At 65.2% G+C, this 20,324-nt stretch carries 20 protein-coding genes; 7 read left to right on the plus strand and 13 right to left on the minus strand.

Annotated features, from left to right (window positions below; genetic code table 11):
- Positions 1-6 precede the first annotated feature (6 nt).
- On the plus strand, positions 7-1,290 hold the full coding sequence (locus NZ773_10975) for a DUF190 domain-containing protein (GenBank protein ID MCS6802446.1): 1,284 nt from the start codon (positions 7-9) through the stop codon (positions 1,288-1,290).
- Complete coding sequence (locus NZ773_10980) at positions 1,287-2,480, plus strand: MFS transporter (protein ID MCS6802447.1); 1,194 nt, start codon at positions 1,287-1,289, stop codon at positions 2,478-2,480. Before NZ773_10975 ends, NZ773_10980 begins: the two co-directional genes overlap by 4 nt.
- Here the strand turns inward: NZ773_10980 and NZ773_10985 are convergent.
- The 8 genes from NZ773_10985 to gatC all read right to left on the minus strand — a co-directional run bounded on the left by NZ773_10985 (position 2,477) and on the right by gatC (position 8,688).
- Complete coding sequence (locus NZ773_10985; protein MCS6802448.1) at positions 2,477-3,580, minus strand: M24 family metallopeptidase; 1,104 nt, start codon at positions 3,578-3,580, stop codon at positions 2,477-2,479. The genes NZ773_10980 and NZ773_10985 overlap by 4 nt on opposite strands.
- Before the next feature lie 153 nt (positions 3,581-3,733).
- On the minus strand, positions 3,734-4,933 hold the full coding sequence (locus NZ773_10990) for an aminotransferase class I/II-fold pyridoxal phosphate-dependent enzyme (protein ID MCS6802449.1): 1,200 nt from the start codon (positions 4,931-4,933) through the stop codon (positions 3,734-3,736).
- Positions 4,918-5,817: an MBL fold metallo-hydrolase gene (locus NZ773_10995; GenBank protein MCS6802450.1), complete on the minus strand. Its 900-nt coding sequence runs from the start codon at positions 5,815-5,817 to the stop codon at positions 4,918-4,920. Before NZ773_10995 ends, NZ773_10990 begins: the two co-directional genes overlap by 16 nt.
- Positions 5,814-6,296 carry an Lrp/AsnC family transcriptional regulator gene (locus NZ773_11000; GenBank protein MCS6802451.1) on the minus strand — a complete coding sequence of 161 codons (483 nt, stop codon included), beginning with the start codon at positions 6,294-6,296 and terminating at the stop codon, positions 5,814-5,816. Before NZ773_11000 ends, NZ773_10995 begins: the two co-directional genes overlap by 4 nt.
- A gap of 57 nt (positions 6,297-6,353) precedes the next feature.
- The gene (gene gatA, locus NZ773_11005; protein MCS6802452.1) at positions 6,354-7,817 is read right to left on the minus strand and encodes an Asp-tRNA(Asn)/Glu-tRNA(Gln) amidotransferase subunit GatA; all 1,464 of its coding nucleotides are present in this window, start codon (positions 7,815-7,817) and stop codon (positions 6,354-6,356) included.
- Between the two features lie 39 nt (positions 7,818-7,856).
- Positions 7,857-8,246 carry a hypothetical protein gene (locus tag NZ773_11010; protein ID MCS6802453.1) on the minus strand — a complete coding sequence of 130 codons (390 nt, stop codon included), beginning with the start codon at positions 8,244-8,246 and terminating at the stop codon, positions 7,857-7,859.
- A complete protein-coding gene (locus tag NZ773_11015) occupies positions 8,243-8,401 on the minus strand; it encodes a hypothetical protein (GenBank protein MCS6802454.1) in 159 nt (52 codons plus the stop codon). Before NZ773_11015 ends, NZ773_11010 begins: the two co-directional genes overlap by 4 nt.
- Positions 8,398-8,688: an Asp-tRNA(Asn)/Glu-tRNA(Gln) amidotransferase subunit GatC gene (gene gatC / locus NZ773_11020; GenBank protein ID MCS6802455.1), complete on the minus strand. Its 291-nt coding sequence runs from the start codon at positions 8,686-8,688 to the stop codon at positions 8,398-8,400. The genes NZ773_11015 and gatC overlap by 4 nt, the downstream gene beginning before the upstream one ends.
- 184 nt (positions 8,689-8,872) lie before the next feature.
- On the opposite strand from gatC, the gene NZ773_11025 reads away from it, so the two are divergent.
- Complete coding sequence (locus tag NZ773_11025; protein MCS6802456.1) at positions 8,873-11,284, plus strand: Hsp70 family protein; 2,412 nt, start codon at positions 8,873-8,875, stop codon at positions 11,282-11,284.
- On the plus strand, positions 11,281-12,492 hold the full coding sequence (locus NZ773_11030; protein MCS6802457.1) for an AAA family ATPase: 1,212 nt from the start codon (positions 11,281-11,283) through the stop codon (positions 12,490-12,492). Before NZ773_11025 ends, NZ773_11030 begins: the two co-directional genes overlap by 4 nt.
- Positions 12,493-12,592: 100 nt before the next feature.
- Here the strand turns inward: NZ773_11030 and NZ773_11035 are convergent, their stop codons facing one another.
- Genes NZ773_11035 through NZ773_11050 form a run of 4 tightly spaced genes read right to left on the minus strand, consistent with a single transcriptional unit; the run spans position 12,593 to position 15,647 of the window.
- A complete protein-coding gene (locus tag NZ773_11035) occupies positions 12,593-13,729 on the minus strand; it encodes a radical SAM protein (protein MCS6802458.1) in 1,137 nt (378 codons plus the stop codon).
- Positions 13,730-13,731: 2 nt separating this feature from the next.
- Complete coding sequence (locus tag NZ773_11040; GenBank protein MCS6802459.1) at positions 13,732-14,550, minus strand: class I SAM-dependent methyltransferase; 819 nt, start codon at positions 14,548-14,550, stop codon at positions 13,732-13,734.
- Positions 14,547-15,290: a methyltransferase domain-containing protein gene (locus NZ773_11045; GenBank protein MCS6802460.1), complete on the minus strand. Its 744-nt coding sequence runs from the start codon at positions 15,288-15,290 to the stop codon at positions 14,547-14,549. The genes NZ773_11040 and NZ773_11045 overlap by 4 nt, the downstream gene beginning before the upstream one ends.
- 54 nt (positions 15,291-15,344) lie before the next feature.
- On the minus strand, positions 15,345-15,647 hold the full coding sequence (locus NZ773_11050) for a DUF5808 domain-containing protein (protein ID MCS6802461.1): 303 nt from the start codon (positions 15,645-15,647) through the stop codon (positions 15,345-15,347).
- A gap of 269 nt (positions 15,648-15,916) precedes the next feature.
- Here NZ773_11050 and NZ773_11055 point away from each other — a divergent pair, with 269 nt between their 5' ends.
- The 3 genes from NZ773_11055 (at position 15,917) to NZ773_11065 (ending at position 19,355) form a co-directional block, all read left to right on the plus strand.
- Complete coding sequence (locus NZ773_11055) at positions 15,917-17,833, plus strand: histidine kinase (protein ID MCS6802462.1); 1,917 nt, start codon at positions 15,917-15,919, stop codon at positions 17,831-17,833.
- 96 nt (positions 17,834-17,929) lie between these two features.
- Positions 17,930-18,751: an enoyl-CoA hydratase/isomerase family protein gene (locus NZ773_11060; GenBank protein ID MCS6802463.1), complete on the plus strand. Its 822-nt coding sequence runs from the start codon at positions 17,930-17,932 to the stop codon at positions 18,749-18,751.
- A gap of 124 nt (positions 18,752-18,875) precedes the next feature.
- On the plus strand, positions 18,876-19,355 hold the full coding sequence (locus NZ773_11065; GenBank protein MCS6802464.1) for a ribbon-helix-helix domain-containing protein: 480 nt from the start codon (positions 18,876-18,878) through the stop codon (positions 19,353-19,355).
- Positions 19,356-19,961: 606 nt separating this feature from the next.
- On the opposite strand, the gene NZ773_11070 is transcribed toward NZ773_11065, so the two are convergent.
- Positions 19,962-20,321, minus strand: a complete 360-nt coding sequence (locus tag NZ773_11070) for a response regulator (protein ID MCS6802465.1) — start codon at positions 20,319-20,321, stop codon at positions 19,962-19,964.
- Between the last annotated feature and the right edge of the window lie 3 nt (positions 20,322-20,324).

The following is a 20,324-nucleotide window of genomic DNA, read 5'->3' on the forward strand; positions in this document are numbered from 1 at the left end:
GAACGCATGAATGGCGCTGCCGTCGGGAAACGAGTTCGGATCTATCTCAGTGAACGCGACCGCGCCCCGGGACGCCACGAGCCGCTCTGGGAAACTGTCCTCGACCTTCTCCGGCGGGAAGGCGCCGCCGGCGCAACCGTCTTCCGCGCTCTTGCCGGGTTCGGCGCGCACGGCGCGCTTCGGCTCGCCCGTCTCGTTGATGTCATTCCCGACCTCCCGGTCGTCATCGAATGGCTCGATGGCCCGCAGCGCGTCGAGCGCCTCCTGCCGAAGGTCCGCGACCTCGTGACAGACGGCACGATCACGGTCGAAGAGATCGCCGTTGTCGCCTTCCCTCACCGCGCGCCGCGCAGCATCCCCGCCATTCCCGTCGCCGAGGTCATGACCCGCCACGTCGAGACGGTGCAGCCCGAGACACCGGCGGCGGAGGTCGTTCGCCTTCTGCTCGGCCGCAGCTTCCGCGCTGTGCCGGTCGTCGACCGCGAAGGACGCCTGCTCGGCATCGTGACCAACCACGATCTCATCGAGCGCGGTGGGCTCGGCGCTCGGATCGAACTGCTTGCGGTGCTTGCGCGCGACGCCCGCGACCGCGAGCTCGCTCGGCTGCAGGCTGCGCCAACCACCGCGATCGATCTGGCCTCCCGCGAGGTGATCACCATCGCCCCTGACGCCTCGCTGGCCGAAGCTGCTCATCTGATGGCAAGCCGCGGGCTGAAGCGTCTTCCTGTCGTCGACCGCGAGCGCCGCCTCCTTGGCCTGCTCAGCCGCGTCGACGTCCTCCGCACGGTTGGGGAGGATTTTCGCTTTCCCGCGCCCGCGCCGCTCTCGGCGGGCGACGGCGGCCGCGCCGTCCGCGACGTGATGCGCCGCGCCGTGCCGGTCGTCCGCGAGAACGCGCCGCTCGGCGAGGTGATCGACGCCGTCACCGCGACCGACCTCCATCGGGCGATCGTCGTCGACCCGGCCGGCCGCGTCGTCGGCATCATCTCCGACGCCGACGTGCTCGCTCGGCTCGACCCGCTGGGACAGCATGAGCTACTCTCCTCCCTGATGCGGCGCGCGCGTCCCGCTGCCGAGGTGACGGCGCAGGCGCGCGATGTCATGCGCTCGCCGGCCTTGACGGTTCCTCCCGACCTCTCGCTTGCCGCTGCCGCCCAGCGCCTGATCGCCGGGAAGCGCAAGGTCGCGGTGGTTGTGGATGAGAACGGGCGATTTCTTGGCGCCCTTGATCGCGCCGAACTCCTCCTCCAGCTCGTTGCGGGCCGTGAGGCGCAAGGAGAAGAGCAATGAACCAAGCGCTTCGCCAGACTCGGCCGGCGGTCATTTTCATCGTGCTGCTCGGCATCGTCAGCCTGCTTGCCGACATGACCTATGAGGGGGCGCGCGGCATTGTCGGCGCGTATCTCGGGCAGCTCGGGGCAACCGCCGTTGCCGTCGGCCTAGTTGCCGGCCTTGCCGAACTGCTCGGCTATGTGCTGCGGCTTGTTTTCGGGCTGCTGACCGACCGGCTGCGCCGTCCTTGGGACCTTGTCATCCTCGGCTACGTGGTCAACCTTGGCGCGGTGCCGCTGCTCGCTCTCGCCGGACGCTGGGAAGCCGCTGTCGTCTTGGTTATCGCCGAGCGGGTGGGCAAGGCGATCCGGACGCCCGGCCGCGACGCGATGCTCGCCCACGCGAGCGCGACAACCGGTCACGGCTGGGGGTTCGGCCTCCACGAAGCGCTTGACCAAATTGGCGCGGTGCTCGGGCCGCTCCTCGTCGCCGCGATTGTGGCGGCGCGGGGCGAAATGCGCCCAGCGCTTGCCGCGCTCGCAATCCCGGCTGCGCTCGCGCTGGCGGTGCTCCTCTTCGCGCGGCTGCGCTACCCGAACCCGAGCCACCTTGGTCTCGCGGCCGCGCTTCCCGAGACAACGGGGTTCTCCCGCCGCTACTGGATCTATCTCGGCGGCGCGGCGCTGTTCGCGGCGGGCTTTGTCGACTTCGCGCTCGTCGCTTACCACGTCGATCGCGCCGCGATTGCTGACCCGAGCGTTATCGCGCTGTTCTACGCCCTCGCGATGGGCGTCGACGCCGCCGCGGCGCTGCTGTGCGGCATGCTGTTTGACCGGATCGGCTTTGCGGTCGTGCCGCTCTCGGCGGCCGTATCCGCGATTGCGGCGCCGCTGCTCTTTCTCGGGGGGGGCGAACTTGTACTCCTCGGCGTGGCGCTTTGGGGGTTCGGCCTCGGGGCGCAGGAGTCGGTGCTGCGCGCAGGGATCGCCGCGCTCGCTCCGCCCAGCCGCCGCGGCGCCGCCTACGGCACGTTCAGCGCCCTCTTCGGCATTGCTTGGTTTGCCGGCAGCGCGCTCTTCGGGCTGCTCTACGGCGCGTCGATCGTTGCGCTCGTTGCTGCTTCGATCGGGCTCCAACTTGCTGCCACTGCCGTCCTCACCCTTGCTGCCCGCGCGAACGGAACGCCTTCTGCGCCGGCAGCAGGCTAGAGCGGCGCGCTCGCCGTCGGGAAGTCGGTCAGCACTTCGACGCCGCGGCTGGTGAAGGCGATCGAGTCCTCGATGAGCAGCGCGCCGCCCAGACCAGGCGCGAGGGTGAACGCCATGTTCGGGCGCACCGCGTCGATCGAGCCGGGCGCGATCGTCGGACGGGCGAGGGGACTGTCGGCGTGGAAGCCGACGCCGTGGCCGGTCCACGGGACATAGGGGGACTCGGCGCGCTCCGCGACGGCGCGGGCGGCGGCGTCGATCTCGCTGCCGAGCGCGCCGTTCTGGATGGCAGCGATGGCCGCGGCGCGGGCCTCGAGGATCAGGTCGAGCTGGCGGGCAAGCGTCGTCGACGGCGGACGCGGGCAGAACACCCGCGTTGCCGCGGCCCACAGGCCATTCACGGCCACTCGGATGCGTACGATCGCTGCCTCCTCCGGGCCTCGGCTGACGTCGCAGAAGGGAAGGACCTCCTCGTCGGCGGTCGCTGAGGCGGCCATCGCGCCGAGCGCCGCCCCCGCGATCACGCCGGGCGGCACCCCCGGCGCCGTCATCTCGCGCGCTGCAGCGAGACCGGCAGCGGCGACCTCCCCGGCGCGGCGCAGCCGGCTCATCTCGCGAGCGGTTTTCCAGAGCGCGCCTGCTTCTGTCAGGTCGGAGCAGTCGTACCAGGTCGCGCCGTGGCCGGCGACCTTCAGCACGTCGCCCGAGCCGCCGTCGGGCAGCCCGAGGTCGGGGCCGTAGGCAGCGAACGGCAGCGGCCCGTGCTCATAGCCCAGTTTGCTGAAGCGATCGTAGCCGCCCAGCAGTTCGCGCAAGTGCGGCAGCGCGCCTTCGCTCGCCGGCTGGAGGATGCCGTCAACGAAGCGGCTGAACGTGCGGAGGTGATCCGCCCAGCCTCGTGATGCGCGCTCCGCTTCGTCCTCCGGGACGATGAGCGTCACCTCGCCCGACTGCTTGAAGAAGCAGAAGGAATCGCCGCGCCGAGGCAGATAGCCGGAGAAGAGCAGCACATTCGCCGGCGCGCGGACGACGACCCCGTCGTAGCCTTGTGCGGCAAGCAGCTGCCGCATCAATCCGACGCGCTGACTATCTCGATCCATTGCTTTCCTCGCCCCCACGAGGGCCTTGCCTAGGAGGGCGCCTCAGGCTCGCGCGGACACCGGCCCGCTTCGGCTGCCGCGCCGAAGCTCCCGCTTGTCTCGCTGGGCCGGGAACAGCGGCCAGCGGCTCCCGCGCGGTCGCGACGGGCATAGTCATCCGCTCTTCCCTTCCAGCCGCGCCAGAAAGCGGCCGATCCGGCGCAGAGCCTCTTCGATCTCGCCGAGCGAGGTGGCGTAGCAGCAGCGGATGTGGCCCTCGCCCTGCTCGCCGAAGGCGGAGCCGGGGACGACCGCGACGCGCTCTTCGTTCAGCAGCCGTTCGGCGAACGCTTCGCTTGAGAGACCGGTTCGGGCGATCGAGGGGAAAACATAAAACGCGCCGCGCGGCTCGGAACAGTCGAGGCCGAGGCGGCGAAAGCCGTCGAGCATCACCCGCCGCCGCCGGTCATATTCCTCTACCATCGCTTGGACATCGCGCTCGCCGTAGCGCAGCGCCTCAATTGCGGCGATCTGCGCGATCACTGGCGCGCACAGCATGGTGTATTGGTGGATCTTCATCATCGCTTCGATCAAGTCGGGCCGAGCGCAGGCGTAGCCGATACGCCAGCCGGTCATCGCGTATGACTTGGAAAAGCCGCCGAGCAGGATTGTCCGGTCACGCGCGCCGGGCAGGCTGCTGAAGCAGGTGTGTTCGACCCCGTAGACGAGCCGGTCGTAGATCTCGTCGGCGACGACGATCAGGTCGTGGCGCTCGGCGACGCGGGCGATCGCGGCGAGCTCGTCGCGGGAGAGCACCGCTCCAGTCGGGTTGCTCGGATAGCCGAGCAGGATTGCCTTCGTCCGCGGCGTGACCCGCTCCTCGATCTCCTCGGCGCGCACCTTGAAGCCGTTGGCGAAGGTGGTCGGCACCGGCACAACCGTTCCGCCGGCGAGCATGATGCACGGCCGGTAGGAGACATAGCCCGGGTCGGGGCAGAGCACTTCGTCGCCGGGGTCGAGGATCGCCCGCATCGCAAGGTCGAGACCTTCGCTCACGCCGACCGTGACGAGGATCTCGCGGGTCGGGTCGTAGCGCACCTGGTACAGCCGTTCGAGATGACGGGCGATCTCGACGCGCAGCTCAATTAGGCCGTAGTTCGAGGTATACGACGTTTCGCCGCGCTCGAGGCCGTACATCGCGGCTTCGCGGATGTGCCACGGCGTGACGAAGTCCGGCTCGCCGACGCCGAGCGAGATGACGTTGTCGAGCGAGGCGAGCAGGTCAAAGAACTTGCGAATGCCCGAGGGCGGAATGCTGCTGACCAGCTTGGCGACCTGGTTTCGGTTGGCGATGCTCTCTAGGCGAGTCGCCATCGGCGGTCCTCCCCCTCGCCGTCCGCGACGACGCGGCCCTCACGGGCGAGTTTGGTCAAGATTGACGTTACCTGACGGCAGGCCAGCTCGACCAGCTTCTCCTCGAGCGCCGGATAGACCCGCGCCACGATCGCGGCCGGCTGGTCGTCTCCCGCGCCGAGCGCGGCCAGCACCTGCTCCTCGCGCGCGCGCCGGTGGGCGATCACCCCGGCCACAGCCGCCCTGGGGTCGCGGACGAGCGGACCGTGCGCCGGCACGATCAGCGTCATTGGAAAGTCGAGCAGCCGGGTGAGCGAGCGCAGCAGGTCGGCCATGTCGCCGTGCGGCGGGCTGACGGAGGTTGTCGCGTTGCCGAGGACGAGGTCGCCGGTCAGCATCAGCCCGCTCTCCGGCAGGAAAAAGCAGCAATGGCCCGGAGAATGGCCGGGCGTGTGGACGACGCGGATGGCAACGCCGCCGGCGGTGAGCACGGCGCCGTCCTCGATCGTTCCGTCGACGACCGTGCCCGGGAGCGCCGGCTGGCCGTCCTCCCCGTCAACGGCAGTCGCCTCAGCGACAAGCGGCGCCTCGCGCGGGTGACAGAGGATCGGCGCGCCGGTCGCGGCGCGCAGCCGGGCCGCGCCGCCGCTGTGGTCGCGGTGGTGATGCGTGAGCAGGATCGCTTTCACGGTCGGGTTGCCCATTCCCGCGAGATAGCCAGCGATGAAGCTGGCGGGCGCGTCGTGGTCATAGGCGCTGTCGATGACGATCGCTTCCTTAGGGCTGCCGACAATGACGACATGGGCGCCGAGGCTAGTCTCCCAGGCGGCATCGGCGATCTGGAGCCAGTGGACGCCCGGCGCGATCTGCTCGCCGCGCAGCTGCGGCCAGCGCCGACCGCTCACGGGGTGACCGCGAGCCGATGGGCGGTCGGCTCGTCGCCGTCGAGGATCGCGCCATCCTCTTTGTAGCGTTTCATGATGAAGTAGGTTGCGGTTCCCTGAACGGCGTCGATCGTTGCCAGCCGCTCCGAGACGAAGAGGCTGACCTCGCGCATCGACTTGGCGACGACCATGACAGCGAGGTCGAAGGTGCCGGAGACGAGCCAGACCGAGCGCACCTCGGGATAGCGGTAGATTCGGCGGGCGACGGCGTCGAAGCCGGTTTCGCGCTGGGGGGCGCAGCGCACCTCGATCAGGGCGGCGACTTCGTCCTCGCCGGCGCGCTCCCAGTTGATGACGGTGCGGTAGCCGAGGATGATGCGGTCGGCCTCGGCGCGGGCGATGGCAGCGGCCACCTCCTCTTCGGTCTGGCCGGTCATCACCGCGATCTCAGCCGGTGTCAGGCGCGGATTGCGTTCGATCGCTTTCAAGATCGCTTTCATGCGGCTCCAAGCAGCGGCGTGGAGACAGTATTCCCGCCTCCGCGCTAGTGGATCGAATTATGCGGCAGCGAGCGCTGGGCGGAGCAGGTGCCAGCGGGTTACCTGCTGGTAGGCGTGGCCGATCCGCAGGATCGTTGCCTCATCGAACGGTTTGCCGATGATCTGGAGGCCGACCGGCAGCCCCTCGCTCAGCCCCGCGGGCACCGAGAGGGCGCACACGCCGGCGATATTGATCGGCAGCGTGCAGACATCGCTCAGGTACATCTGGAGCGGGTCGTCCAGCTTCTCGCCAAGACGGAAGGCGACGGTCGGCGAGGTGGGGGCGAGGAGGGCGTCGTAGCGGGCGAAGGCCTCGTCGAAGTCGCGCTTGATCAGCGTCCGTACCTTCTGCGCCTTGAGGTAGTAGGCGTCGTAGTAGCCGGCGGAGAGGGCGTAGGTGCCGAGCATGATCCGCCGCTTCACCTCTGGGCCGAAGCCGAGGCCGCGGGTCCGCTCCATCTCCTCCCACATGGTCGGCGCCTCGGCCGAGAAGCCGTATTTGACGCCGTCGTAGCGGGCGAGGTTGGCCGACGCCTCAGACGGCGCGACAAGGTAGTAGACGGCGAGCGCGTATTCGGTGTGGGGGAGCGAGACGTCCCAGTCGACTGTCGCGCCGAGCGCCTCGAGCTCGCGGATGGCCGCCCGCAGCGCCGCGTCGACGCCCGGCTGCATTCCGGTGACGAAATACTCTTTCGGGACGCCGAGTCGCAGTCCGCGCAGGTCGCCGTGGAGGGCGGCGCGGAAGTCGGGCACGGGCACGTCGGCGGAGGTGGAGTCGTTCGGGTCGCGGCCGGCGATGGCGGTGAGGACGATAGCGGCGTCCTCGACGGTGCGGGCGAGGGGGCCGATCTGGTCGAGCGAACTGGCGAAGGCGACGAGGCCGAAGCGGCTGACGCGCCCGTAGGTCGGCTTCAGGCCGACGACGCCGCAGAGGGCGGCTGGCTGGCGGATGCTGCCGCCGGTGTCGGAGCCGAGGCTGTAGATCGCTTCGCCGGCCGCCACGGCCGCTGCTGAGCCTCCGCTCGAGCCGCCCGGCACGCGCTCGAGGTCCCACGGGTTGTGCGTCGGGAAGAAGGCGGAATTCTCGCAGGAGGACCCCATCGCGAACTCGTCCATATTCGTCTTGCCGAGGAGGACGGCGCCGGCGGCGTTCAGGCGCGTGACGACGGTCGCGTCATAGATCGGGACAAAGTGCTCGAGCATCTTCGAGGAGCAGGTGGTGCGGATGCCGCGCGTCGAGATGACATCCTTCAGCGCCATCGGCACGCCGAGCAGGGGGCCGCGCTCGCCGGCGGCAAGCCGACGGTCGGCCGCCGCGGCGGCGGCCAAGGCGACCTCCGGGGTGACGGTGACAAAGGCGCGCACGTAGCGCTCGACGGCGGCGATCCGGTCGAGGTGCGCCCGGGTCAGTTCGACGGCGGAGATGTCGCGCCGCGCGAGGCGCTCGCTCGCCTCAGCAATCGTCAACTCGTACAGCTCCACGCTCGCGCTCCCGTGCCGGCCTCGGTCGAGGCGGGCGGACTAGTCTTTGCTCAAGAGATACTGAATCGTCGGCCAATTGCGGTCGAGCACCTTGCGAAACCGCTTGGCGAGGAGGTCTTGGAACTGGCGCGGGGTCTGGCCGAAATACTCGGCGAGGCGCGGCCAGTTCGGGCGGATGATGATCGAATCGCCGGCGATATCGGCGGAGGCGAGATTGGGGGCGAGGCCGGGGTCGAGGAGGTAGCGGAGCAGCCGGCGGCGGTCTTTGTCGGTCGGGCGGACGACGAACTCGCGGTCGCGGGTGGTGAGGCCGCGCTTGACGAGCAGAGCGAGGAGGATGCCGCCCTCGATCATGACGTCCTCGGCGCTGCTGCGGGCGTGGGCGTCGAGATAGCGCTGGATCTCGCGGAACAGTCCTTCGCTGCTCATCGGCCGGCTGGTTTCTGGAGCGCTGCTTGAAGCAGCCGCACCAGCTCCTCTTGGTCGGAGCGCGGCAGGTCGGTCACCCGGCGGACGCCGGCGGCCTCCATCCGCTCTTGGATGAGGCGGATGATCTCCTCGATCTGGTCGCGCCGCCCGTTCATTCCTCGAGCACGGCCCGAACGCGGAAGTAGTCGCCCTCGCGCAGCGGCGCGTTCTGCAGCACCTCCTCGACCGGGAAAGACGGCCGCGGCTCGTCCTCGCGGAAGACGTTCGTGGCCGCGAACACTTGGAAGGTCGGCGGCACGTCATCGGTGTCGAGGCGGCGCAGCATTTCGAAATGCTCGAGGATGAGGCTGAGCTGGCGCTGCATCCGTTCGACCTCCTCATCGCTGAGGCCGAGGCGCGCCAGCCGCGCCACATGGAGGACGTCGTCGCGCGTCAGGCTCATGCCAGAAGTATACCCCGCTCTCGGCTGGAGGGAGGGCGGCTTGCTGCTCACGGGGGAAGGAGCGCCTTAAGGTCTCCCGTGGCAGGCTTCTAAGATGCTTGGTTCGCTGCTAGGTGTTGACCTTCATGTCTAACTTATGACATTCTTGGAATAACTTCTCGAATAACTTCTCTTGGTTCAATAAATGGACAAGACCGCCATCCCGATGAAGTTCATACAACCGACGAGCATTCCTGAGAACATTCGTTCGCCTATTCGTGTCGTTGGTATTGACTTAGGAACGACGAACTCGACGGTTGCGGAAATCATCTGGAGACCCGGCCAAGCCGAGCCGCCTATTGCGCGCTGCCTCGAAGTCGAGCAGCCGACCGATACTGGTCCCTACACTCACGTGCTTGTCCCCTCAGTAGTGGCAATCCGCGGGTCGCAGACATGGGTTGGAGAAGGTGCGAAAAGACTGCGAGCAGATCCGAAACTTCGTAGGAATAAAGATATCTTCTATGAAACTAAGAATGATATCGGTTCGCGACGTACCTATCATCTGGCGCCCGAAGGTTTCCAAAGCGCTGCACAAATTGGAGCGAAGATCCTCGCTTTTCTAAAGACCGAAGTCGAGGCAGCGGATGCGCTGCCAATAGCTCGAACGGTGATAACGGTACCAGCATCGTTCCAGCTATCCCAACGAAATGACACATTGCTTGCTGCTAAACTTGCAGGATTAACCTTGCAACCGGGGGATCTTCTGGACGAGCCAGTAGCTGCCTTTCTCGACTATTTGATGTCGAACCACGATTCTTTGTTGCCAGAATTGGACCAGCCTAAAAACCTCTTAGTATTTGATTTTGGTGGAGGAACATGTGATGTTGCGATTTTTCGAGTCAGATTCTTTGAAGGTCACCTTGAAGTTGCTCCTATTTCCGTTTCTCGCTACCATCGCTTAGGAGGAGGGGATATCGACTCCGTTATTGTCCATGAAGAGCTGATACCGCAGCTTTTGGAGCAAAATAATATCGATCCGAAAAAGATCGAATTTGACGAAAGAAAGCGACATCTTGAACCTGCCTTGCTAAGTATTGCAGAGGCCTTAAAAATAGGTCTTTGTACCGAATTATTGCGCCTAGAACAATTTAATCGCCATCCGAGTTCTGATAAGGACTTAATAGTTAAGACCCTTTCTGGAGCGTGGCCTTGTCCGTGTCCCGGCTATCCCTCGCTAAAAATTCATTCGCCGCAATTGTCCGCTAAGCGATTCGCCGAGCTACTAAAGCCGTTTCTCGACAGAGATCTTCTCTATACTCGCGAAACAGAGTATTACTTGACGTGTTCGATCTTTGCGCCGTTGCAAGATGCTCTTGATAGGGCTGAGATTAATCGTGAACAAATCTCGCTCTGTCTAATGGTGGGTGGGAGTAGTCTGATTCCTCAAGTTGTAGAGTCGATCAAAATGTTTTTGCCTAGGGCGAGAATCCTCACTTATGCCGATCAATTGTCTGCTCAAGTGGCAGTTGCGCGTGGAGCTGCATATCATGCGCTATCTGTTGCTCTCTTTGGGCGTGGTCTTGTGCTTCCAGTTGCATCTGACACCGTTTCGATTCGAGTTGCATCTGGCTTGCTCGAACTAGTACCTAGAGGTGCTTTATTGCCGTTTCCGGGCCCAAACCAGTTCTCCGAACGACTGGAACTTGTTGTGCCAGCTTCTTCGGTTATTGACTCGGTTCCGCTTCGCGTTGAGCTAGTTTCTGGCGAGGATCAGCGTCCGCTATTTACTGCGATATGGGACATAAGTGGTCCAGTTAATCGAGGTGATCCTTTGAGTCTCAAATTTCAAATGGATACGAATCAGTGTTTGAGACTTGAGCTTTCTCTGCGAGACCAGCCGAATAAGTCACCTTTTCTCTGTCAAATCGAAAATCCGTTGACTTTAGTTGCAGATCGGAATGAAATTCGCGAACGGATAGAAGAGCGCGAAGAACTGCTTCGTGTAGGGAAAGTACCCCGCAATGAAATTCCAGATAATCTAGTTGATTTGTCTGAAGATTATTTTGAACTTGGTCATATCGATAAATCTATCGATTATCTCAAGCAGGCTCTCAGGATTAAGGGGCGCCCGGACGCAGCGATTCTGAATCTCTTGGGAATACGCTACGGGTATAAGCGGGATTGGGAGCAAGAGGAGAGAATGTATCGGGAAGCTTCTCAGGCGTCGCCATCCTGGGCTACGCCCTTGTTCAACTTGGCTCTCTCGCAGTTCCATCGCGCTAACATCGATGCTGCTGAAAAAACTATTTGCGAAGCACTTACGATAGAACAGGATCCTCCTTATTTGGTTCTGTATGCGCTAATCTTGAGAAAGCAAGGTAAAATTGATGAAGCCGAGAGTATAATTAAAGAGGCCATTGTTCAGTTTGGCCCGATTCGTGCTCTAAGTGACTGGGAACTAGACTGGCTCCTGACAGCGGCGAAGACAGTATCTAACCAAGCGCTTCTTGATTCAATATCTGAAGAAAAGCGGAGAAGAAGGCGAGTTGGAGATCTCCAAGGCGCAGAACAAGGCGGTCTTCTTCCTGAGATTGCGCCAAAACTTCAAAGATTATGACTATTTGGTTACTGTCTCGTCGTGAACTCACTCCAGAGCAAATACGTGCCATCGAGCTGCCACATGACCGGCACCAGGTCATTTTTGGGGCTCCCGGTTCTGGGAAGACTCAAATTTTGCTTCATCGTGCCGCAGAGCTGAAGAAAAGGATCGGCTCTTCGCCTGATCGGTTTCTCATTCTAGTTTATACCAATGTCTTGAAGTCTTATATCCGTTCGGCGCTTGATCTGCTCGGTCTGCCGGAAAACGCAGTAACTACGTTCGACGATTGGTGTAAGACGTTTTACGAGCAATATATTAGCCGACGAGTACCTTGGAATACCTCTGCCGGTCGACCTGACTTTGATGCCATCCGTCGCTCTGTCTCGCAGGCGATTAGTTCAAATTTCGTCCCTCTTCCCCTGTATGACTTCATATTGGTAGACGAAGGTCAAGATCTTGACCCGTTGTGTTTTGATATAATACGACGGATCGCGCGTCATGTGACAGTATGTCTTGACCAGAAGCAGCAGATTTATGAACATGGTAGCACAGAAGCCGAAATTCTCTCTATACTTGGCTTGCGTCGGAAAAATGTCTCTCTTCTCGATGCTTATCGTTGTTCGCCATATGTTGCGCGTTTAGCTGCTCAATTTCTTAGCGATCCAAGCGAGCGTCAATATTACCTCCGGCAGCTTCGCACGGAACAAATTGGTCGTGAGCCTCCACTTCTTTATGTTGCGGCAAGTTTCCAAACCGAAAAGCAACGTCTTATAGAAGTAATGCGTCAGCGGCTGCTTGCTAATCAGCAAATAGGGGTACTATTCCACCTAAAAAGACAGGTTTTTGGATTTGCGCAGGCTTTGCAGTCGAATGGCATCGATGTTGAAGTTGCTCCTAATCTTGACTTTGCTTCAAATAAACCAAAGATCACAACCATCCATAGTGCTAAGGGCCTTACTTTCGACTCGGTTTTCCTTCCTCGCTTAGTTGTTGCCTCTTTTCCTCGGGCAACGGTTGAGAGAATTCGCAACTTGCTTTTTGTCGCGGTGACTCGGGCAAGGAGCTGGGTTTATCTTAGTACCACTCGGAATGACATGCTCCCGATCCTCGAGTTTCTGAAGACGTTGGTTGCAGAGGGGGCAATCGTAGTGCAGGAGGGAGAAGAGTCGTATCAGAGCGAACCGCCTCTAGTTTCGACCCCGTCGAGCGACCTAGACTTTCTCTAGACAAGAATGTATCTCGATATCCCTTATCGATTTGGTATGTAGTCTGCTCTCGATTGATGCCTTAATTGCGCTCTAGTCCTAGGCGCCCTGACGAAGGAGGTCAGCCGAGCGCAGCGCGGACCGCGACCTTGGCGAGCGTTTTCGGGTCCATCAGCATCGTGGTGTAGAAGGCGTTCGCCATAGGGCAGGCGCACTCCCCGGCGGCGATGCTCGCGCGCATCTTGTCGGCGAGATAGCCGCGCCAGACCCGGCCGAAGTCATAGTCCACCGCCCGCACATTGCCGATCGGCTCGGCGCGCACGCAGCACGCCCAGACATCCCCATCCGGCGCAACATGCCCGCTCGCCACTCCCGCATAGCAGGGCAGCGCCTGCTTCCCCTCGCGCAGCGCCTTCGCCGCAAGCTGGTAATACTCGGCGCGGAACGCCGCCGTTATCCGCGCAAACCCGCGCGCCTTTCGCCGCGCCGCCTTGCGCGACAGTTCGGCGGCAACGCGGCCATACGTCTCCGGGTCGGGCGTGATGCCGCTGTTGCGGTTGCCCATCTCCAGCCGCTCTTCTGCCACCTCAGTAATGACGCTGTCCGGCTCCAGCGACTCCAGATGGTCGACGATCGCGAGCGCGCGGTCGACGTTCAGGCTCGAAATAACGGCGTGGAGGCCGATGACGAGATTGTCCGGCTTGTTCTCCTTCAGCCGTTCGAACGTCTTCAGCGCCAGTTCGTAGTTGCGCGGCACGCCGCGGATCCGGTCGTGCTCCTCCCCGATGCCGTCGAGCGAAATGTTCAGGATCACCTCGGTATCGCGGCAGGCGCGGGCAATGGCGTGGACCCGCCCCGGCGTCGTCTTCCAGTACATCCCGCTCGTCGGGATCGTGATCACCTTCGGCCGGCAGCGCTCCCACGCCGCGACCACGATCTCTTCGAGATCCTCGCGCAGGAACGGCTCGCCGCCGGTGAAAGTGAGGTAGAACGGCGCTCGACCGAGGCTGTCGAAGACACGCTTGAACTCGTCGAGCGTCAGTTCCGGCCGCGTCTCGAGCTGCGAGGCATCGTACGGCCACTCTTGGCCCGGCGGCGGCGCGTACGCCTTCTTGGTGTACATCCAAATGTTGCAGCTCTGGCAGCGCGAGTTGCAGCGGTACGTGACGGCGAAGACAAGATTGAGCGGCAGGAGTTTCGGCCCAATGCCGCGCCGCATCGCCATATACCGCGGGATCTGCGGCAGGATCTCCAGCATCGTCAGTCCTCCCGCCGAGCGAGCACGTAGTGATGATGCGCCCAGACGGTCTTCAGCTGCCACGGCAGCGGCGCGCGGTCGAGCAGTGCCAGCTTGTCGACCGTCGCCCGCACGCCCGGCGCGAGACCGGCGTAGTAGTCGAGCGTCGACCACGTCCAGCCGTCGCCCTCGAAGCGCGACCGGATCGGCAGCGCTCCCAGCCCGACCCGGCGCAGAAACTCGCTCGCCGGCATGCAGGTGTCCGGCCACGGCGGCACGTCGAGCACGCCTTCTTCGACAATCCGGCAGCCCGCCTCGCGCAGCGTCCGCTTGATCCGCCTCACCGACACCCACCGCTCATCGACCTTCGCGAAGAACTCCTTGTCGATCGCGTACTTGCGGAGAAGATAGCCCAGCTGCGCCTGGTTCGGCATTGCGATGAAGACGAGGTCTCGGCTGACGCGAACCAGCTCGCGGATGAGCGCGCCCGCCCCGCCTCGCACGTGCCAGAGCGCGGCGAAGTTCCAGACGAAGTCGAAGCGGCGGTCGGCGAAGGGGAGACGGCGCGGGTCGCTGCAAAAGACGAGGTCGACCGGCAGCCCGAGGCTGTCCCAGTGGGTTCGGATTTCGGCGAGCCGGTCGCGGTCAACATCGAGGAGGGTGACGCGCTTGCCCAGCTGCGCTAGCCGAACGCTGTTGATGCCGTCGACACCGGCCATGCCGTAGACCGGTGCTTCCAGCACCGTCGCGAACGGGAAGCGGCGGTCGATCCGCTCGAGGAGATCGTTCAGGATCAGCCGCTCATAGACGACGCCGAGCCCTTCCGCGGTCGTGGCGCTCACGATGCCCGCTCCGCGACGGCAAGGAGGCCCGTGCCCACCGGCAGGTCGAACCGACGGAGGAGCACCGCCTCGAGCCGTCCGATGACGTCGAGGATGAGGTTCACAGGCGGCGACGCCGGCTCCATCTCCACCTGATAGGCCCCATCGGTTATCGGGGCGGAGAGGCGGCGGGTCGGCCGCCTGCCCCGCGCCAGCAGCAGCGGCGCCGCGAGCGGGAAGATCAGGCAGTTGGTGTAGGTCAGGCGGCGGACCGCAAAGCCCGCTTCCTCCAGCCGCGTCCGCAGCTGCTCGGCGGTGTAGCGCCGGCGATGCCGGTTGATCGTGTCGTTGTAGGTCCACAGCCATTGAAACGCCGGCACCGTGATCGCCACCAGCCCGCCCGGACGCAGCACGCGCTGGCTCTCGCAGAGGACAGCGAAATCGTCGTCGCAGTGCTCGATGACATCGAGCGCCGCCACGAGGTCAAACGCGCTCTCCGGGAAGGGAAACGCCGCGGCGTCCGCCTGCACAACGATGCACTTCCGCTCCCGGGCAACGGCGAGGGCGCCCCGGTGCGGGTCGAACCCGATCACCTCGCCATACTGAGCGAGATGGTGCGCCATGTTGCCGGCGCCGCAGCCGACATCGAGGATGCGCAGCGGCCCGCTGCGGCCAGCAATGTGCGGTTCGAGGATCGCTTGGAGCGCGCGGGTCCGGCTCGCAAACCACCAGTGCCGGTCTTCGGGAAGGAGCTGCAGCACGAGCCGATCGTAGGCGATCCCCGCAGGCGGTGCCAGCGAGAACAACCCCTGCCGCTAGGCGCGCTTCACGAGCCGATTGTCGCGGAGCACCTTGACGAGCGCAGGAATGTTCACCGACCAGCCGACGCCGACGGCGCGCGGCGTCAGAATGCGCGGGTCCGACGGGTTCCAGAACGCGCGGCGCACCTGCTCGAAGCTCGGCGGGCGAAAATCGTACGGAACGACCCCAAACACCGTGCCGTGCCAAGTGCGGCGATCCTTGGGCGTTCTCAGCTCTTGGATGAGCGCGGCAAGGAGCACAAGCAGCGCAGTCGCGATCAGAAAGCGGTTCAGAGTAGCGCGCGCTTCCTTGGACATGCCGACACCTCGCGGGAGCCTCGGTAAAGGATAGCCGCTCTGCTCTCCGCGCGTCGGAGCGCCCGCCGTTCCTGACGCAGGCCGCTATACTTGGAATGCTCGGCTGCTGCCGCGCCATCGTCCGCAGCGGCCAGCAACGGGAGTTGTGCCATCGTCCCGAAGGCGCCCTTGAACCGGTCTCGCGCCGGGTCGACCCTTGCGCCACTGGTCCGGCGGTCGTGACTCTGTTTCCCCCGCTCTTCCCGCAGGTCCTCCGCCGGCGAGCCTCGGTGCGCGCGCGGTTGCTCCTCGGCATCGCCCTCTGTTCGATCCTCGCGCTTGCCGTCGCGCTCGGCGCGCTTGCCAGCGTCGACATCGTCACCGCGCAGGCGATGCCCGATGCTGACCGCGCGCGGGCGGTCGCCGGCGAGGTGTACGTCCTTCGCGCCGATGCCCTCCGCCAGTTGGAGGCGCTGCGCCGTGCCGCGCTGCTCCCCGCAGAAGAGGAGGCGCTCACCGCGATCGCCGCGGCGCAGCGCAGCGCGCAGCAGTCCCATGCTGCCCTCCGCCGGCTCCGCGAGCTCGCCCCCCCTCCCGAGGCGCAGGAGCGGCTTGATCAGATCGAGCGCCTGCATGCCGCCCTCGTCCAGCTCGCCGCCGAGGCCGAGCAAGCCCACGCTCGTGGCGCGCCGCTCGCCTGGCTGGAGAGCGGCCAGCAGCGGATTGCCGAGATGCTTGCTGTGCTCGACGAGTATGCCGCCCTCGAACAGCAGCAGCTGCTCGACCGGACCGCCCAGACGCGCCAGCAGATGCGGTCGACGCTGCTCCTCAGCGCGGGGGCCATCGCCGCAGCAGTCCTCGCCGGCGCGGTGGGCGGGGCTGCGCTGACCGGCCAAGTGCGCCGCCGCCTAGGCGAGGTCACGCGCGTCGTGCGCTTGATCGCCGCGTCCGATTTCACGGTGCGCCTGCCACCGCTTGGCGACGACGAGGTTGGGGCGCTTGCTGCCGCCATCAACCAGCTGGCTGACTCGCTTGCCGAAGGACGCGCCCGCCTCGAGGCGAGCGCCGCTCGGCTCGTTACCGTCAATGAGGCGGCCGCGGCGGTCACTTCGACGCTGCAGCTCGATGAACTCGTGAGCACAATCCTGGACCGCCTCACGCGCGTCGTCGCCGTCCAGAGAGCAGCGGTCTTTCTCAACCGCGACGATGGGCCAGTGCGTCTCGCGAGCCGACATTGGACGGACGCCGATGATGCGCTGTTCAGCGCGCTTGTCGCGAGCGCGGCCTCACCGCTCGCGCGCGGCGTCGTCGCTCTGCCGGCGGACCACTCCGCGAAAGTCGGCGTTCTCGCCGCCTCCGACCGGACCTTCGTCGCCCAGCCACTGATCGTGCGCGGGCAGCATGTCGGCTTTCTCGCCCTTGCCGCGCCGCCCGACGCGCCCTTTGACGACGATGACTGCCGCGCAATCGCGCTGTTCGGCGCCCATGTCGCGGCAGCGATCCATAACGCGCGTCTCTATGAAGCGAGCAAGCAGGCTGGCGTGACCGAAGAGCGCTCCCGCTTGGCGCGCGAGATCCACGACACGCTCGCCCAAGGACTTTCAGCGATCATCCTTCACCTAGAAGCGGCCGATGCGCTGCTCGACCGCGCCGGCGATGGCCCGAGCGATCAAGCGCGTCAGCATGTCCGTCGCGCCGGCGAGCTCGCTCGCGCCAATCTCGACGAAGCGCGGCGCTCGCTCCTAGATCTGCGCGCAGCCCCGCTCGAAGGGCTGGACCTTCCCAGCGCTCTCCAGCAGCTCGCCCAGACAACAGCGCAGGAAACCGGCATCCCTATCCGCTTCGAGGCCGAAGGCGCGTTCGACCGCTATCCTGCGCGCGTCGAGGCGGGGCTCTACCGCATTGCGCAAGAAGCGCTTGCCAATGCTGTCCGGCACGCTGCTCCCAGCGCGGTGACGATCCGTCTCGTGGCTGAGGGGCCGATGCTGCATCTCACTGTCGCCGACGACGGCCGCGGCTTCGACCCGGACGCAGTCCGCGCGACGGGAGGCGGCGGCTTCGGGATCACCGGGATGCGGGAGCGTGCCGCCCTGCTCGGCGGGACGCTCGCCGTCGAGAGCCGGCCTCACGCCGGAACGCGCATTCTCGTCACCGTGCCGAGCGGGCTGCCGACCCTCGCTCGCCCGCCGGTCGCGCGCTGCCGCTGACCGCGCCGGCGCGTCTTCCCGCTCGTACTATTGGCACGACGCGGGGCGTCGCCGTCCCCGCGACCGACGCTATCCTGCCGCCCCGGAGGGAATGCTGTGGCTTGGGAGACCATCCTGTTCGAACGCGACGGCCCGCTACGCCTGATCACGCTCAATCGGCCGCGCGTCCTCAACGCAATTTCGCGCCGCATGGTCGAGGAGCTGGCCGAGGCGTTCGCCGCCGTCGAGGCCGACCGAGAGGCGCGCGTGCTGCTGATCACCGGCGCGCCGCGACCAGACGGCCGCCCCTGCTTCTCCGCCGGCGCTGACCTGACCGAAGCGCGCGCCCAGCCGCTCTCGCCGAAGGACGACCTTGTCCGGCGCGCCCTCGAGTCGGCGTGGGAAGTCGCGCAGAACGACGGCCCCCGCCACGGTTCGATCTATCACACCCTCTTCGCTCGGCTCGAACGGATGCCTATCCCGAGCATCGCCGTTGTCGACGGCATTTGCACCACCGGCGCTCTCGAACTGATCCTCGCCTGCGACCTGCGCGTCGTCGCCGACACTGCCGAGATCAGCGACTGGCATCTCAAAAATCTCGGCGTCATCGGCGGCGCCGGCGTAACGACACGGCTGCCGCATCTCATCGGCGCGGCGCGCGCCAAAGAACTGATGTGGACTGGCGCCCCCCTCTCGGGCGAGGAAGCCTATCGGATCGGGCTCGCCAATCGCGTCTTCCCCTCCGCCGAACTGCTGCCACGCGCGAAGGACTTGGCGCGGACTATCGCTGCGCGGCCGCCCGCGGCGCTCGCGGCTAGCAAGGCAGTCATCAATGCCGCTCTCCGCCATACGCCCGCCGACGGTATCCGCTATAGCGCGCTCTGGTCGGCGTTGATTGCGCTCCAGCGCGAACTGGAAGGCGGGCCGCCGGCGGAGTAAGCTGCGGGCGGTCCTCCCCGGCGTGCTCAGGGCGTCGAACCGGGACTATCCGGCAGAGAGGCGCGATGCTCCGCCTTGCGATTACGCTGTTACGCAATTACAATGCTCCGGAAGGAGGAAGGCGATGGCTCAGCACAGTTCCAACCCAGGAGGCGGCTTCGACCCGCAGCGCTCGATCAACGAGCTTGGCGATCTCTTGCAGGGCATCGGGCGGACGATCGAGGAGGGGATCAACCGCATCGGCACCCGCGTCAATGTCATCACGGTTCGGGTCGATGACAAGGCGATCGAAGCGATCGACGCCCTCATCTCCGCGGGCGTGTTCAAGACCCGGTCTGAAGCGGCGGCCTACCTGATCGATGAGGGGATCGCTGCCAAGGCGTCGGTCTTCGAGGAAGTGAACGCCACCGCTCGGCGCATCAACGAGCTGCGCGACCAGATGAAAGATATTCTGCGGCAGGGGGTCGGCCGGCGGGCGAGCAGCGGGACGGCAAGCCGCGGCGCGCCGGCCAGCGCGCATGTCCCGAGCGGCGGGCATCCCAGTTCGACTTCCGATATCAACCCCGGCGAGACCCGGCCTGCTGGCGAGCCGTTCGACGACTGAGCACGCATTGCCGTCGCGCTCGCGCGAAGACCGAAGGGCGGCGAACGCCTGCGCCGAGGAGAATACTCGGTGGTCCGCCCGTTCCTTCTCCCCTGCCAGCGGCGACCTCATGCGGAAATGCCTGCCGTGGCGGTCCCCGCGGCTTGTCAGAGCGGGCGAGGCCGCTCGTGGGGCAGAGCAGCCGGCTGCCGCTGCGTTCACTGGCGCAGCCGTGCCGTTACCCGACGGGATCTCCTTGCCCGCTCGCGGAGGGCGGGCAGGGCAGCCTGCCGGGGGGCTGAGCGTCGCTTGGCGCTGCCGCGAAAGCGTCGTGCTCGGGCGGGATGAAACTTCTCTGGATTGTCCGCGGCGCAGCGGCTCCGCTCTCGCTGCGGCACGTTAGAGCGGCGAGAGGGCCAGTGTCGGGAGCGGGCACGCTGACGGAAGGAGCTGCCCCGCCGCGCAGCTCTCGGCTGGGCGGTCAGCAGCGAAGAGCGCCGCTCAGCCGCGCGACAGCGGCACCCCTGCGACCCGGCTGTTCCCCGTTCGAGAGGAGTTCGGCGCAGCGCCTCATCACCCGCGCGCATGCGCGCGGCGATCGGGGCGCCTGCCAAGCGCACCATACGCTTATCGAACCGCCTCGTCGATCACGCGCGTCAGCTCATCGATCGAGAACGGCTTGTTCAGCCATCCTGCCGCGTTGATATCGCTCGCTTTCTCCGGCGCTCGTCCGTCGGCGGTGAGCAGGACGATCGGGATTGCGGCGTAGCGCGGATGGCGCGCCACGGCCGCGGCAAACTGATAGCCGTTCATCCGGGGCATCATCAGGTCGAGCAGGATGACGTTTGGCGCGGCCCGGTCAAGCTGCGCGAGCGCTTCCTCGCCGTCGGCCGCCGTCACCACGCGGTAGCCCTCGATTTCGAGCACTTCTTGGATCGTTTGCCGCAGCGGCGCGTCGTCCTCAATCACCAGCACCGTCTTCGTCATCGG

The organism is Dehalococcoidia bacterium (assembly GCA_025054935.1).
In the GTDB taxonomy this organism is placed as follows: Bacteria; Chloroflexota; Dehalococcoidia; order SpSt-223; family SpSt-223; genus JANWZD01.

What these genes read in the sequence shown, in the direction of transcription:
- NZ773_10975 (MCS6802446.1), top strand. Translation starts at nt 7, where the DNA reads ATGAATGGCGCTGCCGTCGGGAAACGAGTTCGGATCTATCTCAGTGAA.
- NZ773_10980 (MCS6802447.1), top strand. Translation starts at nt 1,287, where the DNA reads ATGAACCAAGCGCTTCGCCAGACTCGGCCGGCGGTCATTTTCATCGTG.
- NZ773_10985 (MCS6802448.1), bottom strand. Translation starts at nt 3,580, where the DNA reads ATGGATCGAGATAGTCAGCGCGTCGGATTGATGCGGCAGCTGCTTGCC.
- NZ773_10990 (MCS6802449.1), bottom strand. Translation starts at nt 4,933, where the DNA reads ATGGCGACTCGCCTAGAGAGCATCGCCAACCGAAACCAGGTCGCCAAG.
- NZ773_11000 (MCS6802451.1), bottom strand. Translation starts at nt 6,296, where the DNA reads ATGAAAGCGATCTTGAAAGCGATCGAACGCAATCCGCGCCTGACACCG.
- NZ773_11010 (MCS6802453.1), bottom strand. Translation starts at nt 8,246, where the DNA reads ATGAGCAGCGAAGGACTGTTCCGCGAGATCCAGCGCTATCTCGACGCC.
- NZ773_11015 (MCS6802454.1), bottom strand. Translation starts at nt 8,401, where the DNA reads ATGAACGGGCGGCGCGACCAGATCGAGGAGATCATCCGCCTCATCCAA.
- gatC (MCS6802455.1), bottom strand. Translation starts at nt 8,688, where the DNA reads ATGAGCCTGACGCGCGACGACGTCCTCCATGTGGCGCGGCTGGCGCGC.
- NZ773_11025 (MCS6802456.1), top strand. Translation starts at nt 8,873, where the DNA reads ATGGACAAGACCGCCATCCCGATGAAGTTCATACAACCGACGAGCATT.
- NZ773_11030 (MCS6802457.1), top strand. Translation starts at nt 11,281, where the DNA reads ATGACTATTTGGTTACTGTCTCGTCGTGAACTCACTCCAGAGCAAATA.
- NZ773_11035 (MCS6802458.1), bottom strand. Translation starts at nt 13,729, where the DNA reads ATGCTGGAGATCCTGCCGCAGATCCCGCGGTATATGGCGATGCGGCGC.
- NZ773_11050 (MCS6802461.1), bottom strand. Translation starts at nt 15,647, where the DNA reads ATGTCCAAGGAAGCGCGCGCTACTCTGAACCGCTTTCTGATCGCGACT.
- NZ773_11065 (MCS6802464.1), top strand. Translation starts at nt 18,876, where the DNA reads ATGGCTCAGCACAGTTCCAACCCAGGAGGCGGCTTCGACCCGCAGCGC.
- NZ773_11070 (MCS6802465.1), bottom strand. Translation starts at nt 20,321, where the DNA reads ATGACGAAGACGGTGCTGGTGATTGAGGACGACGCGCCGCTGCGGCAA.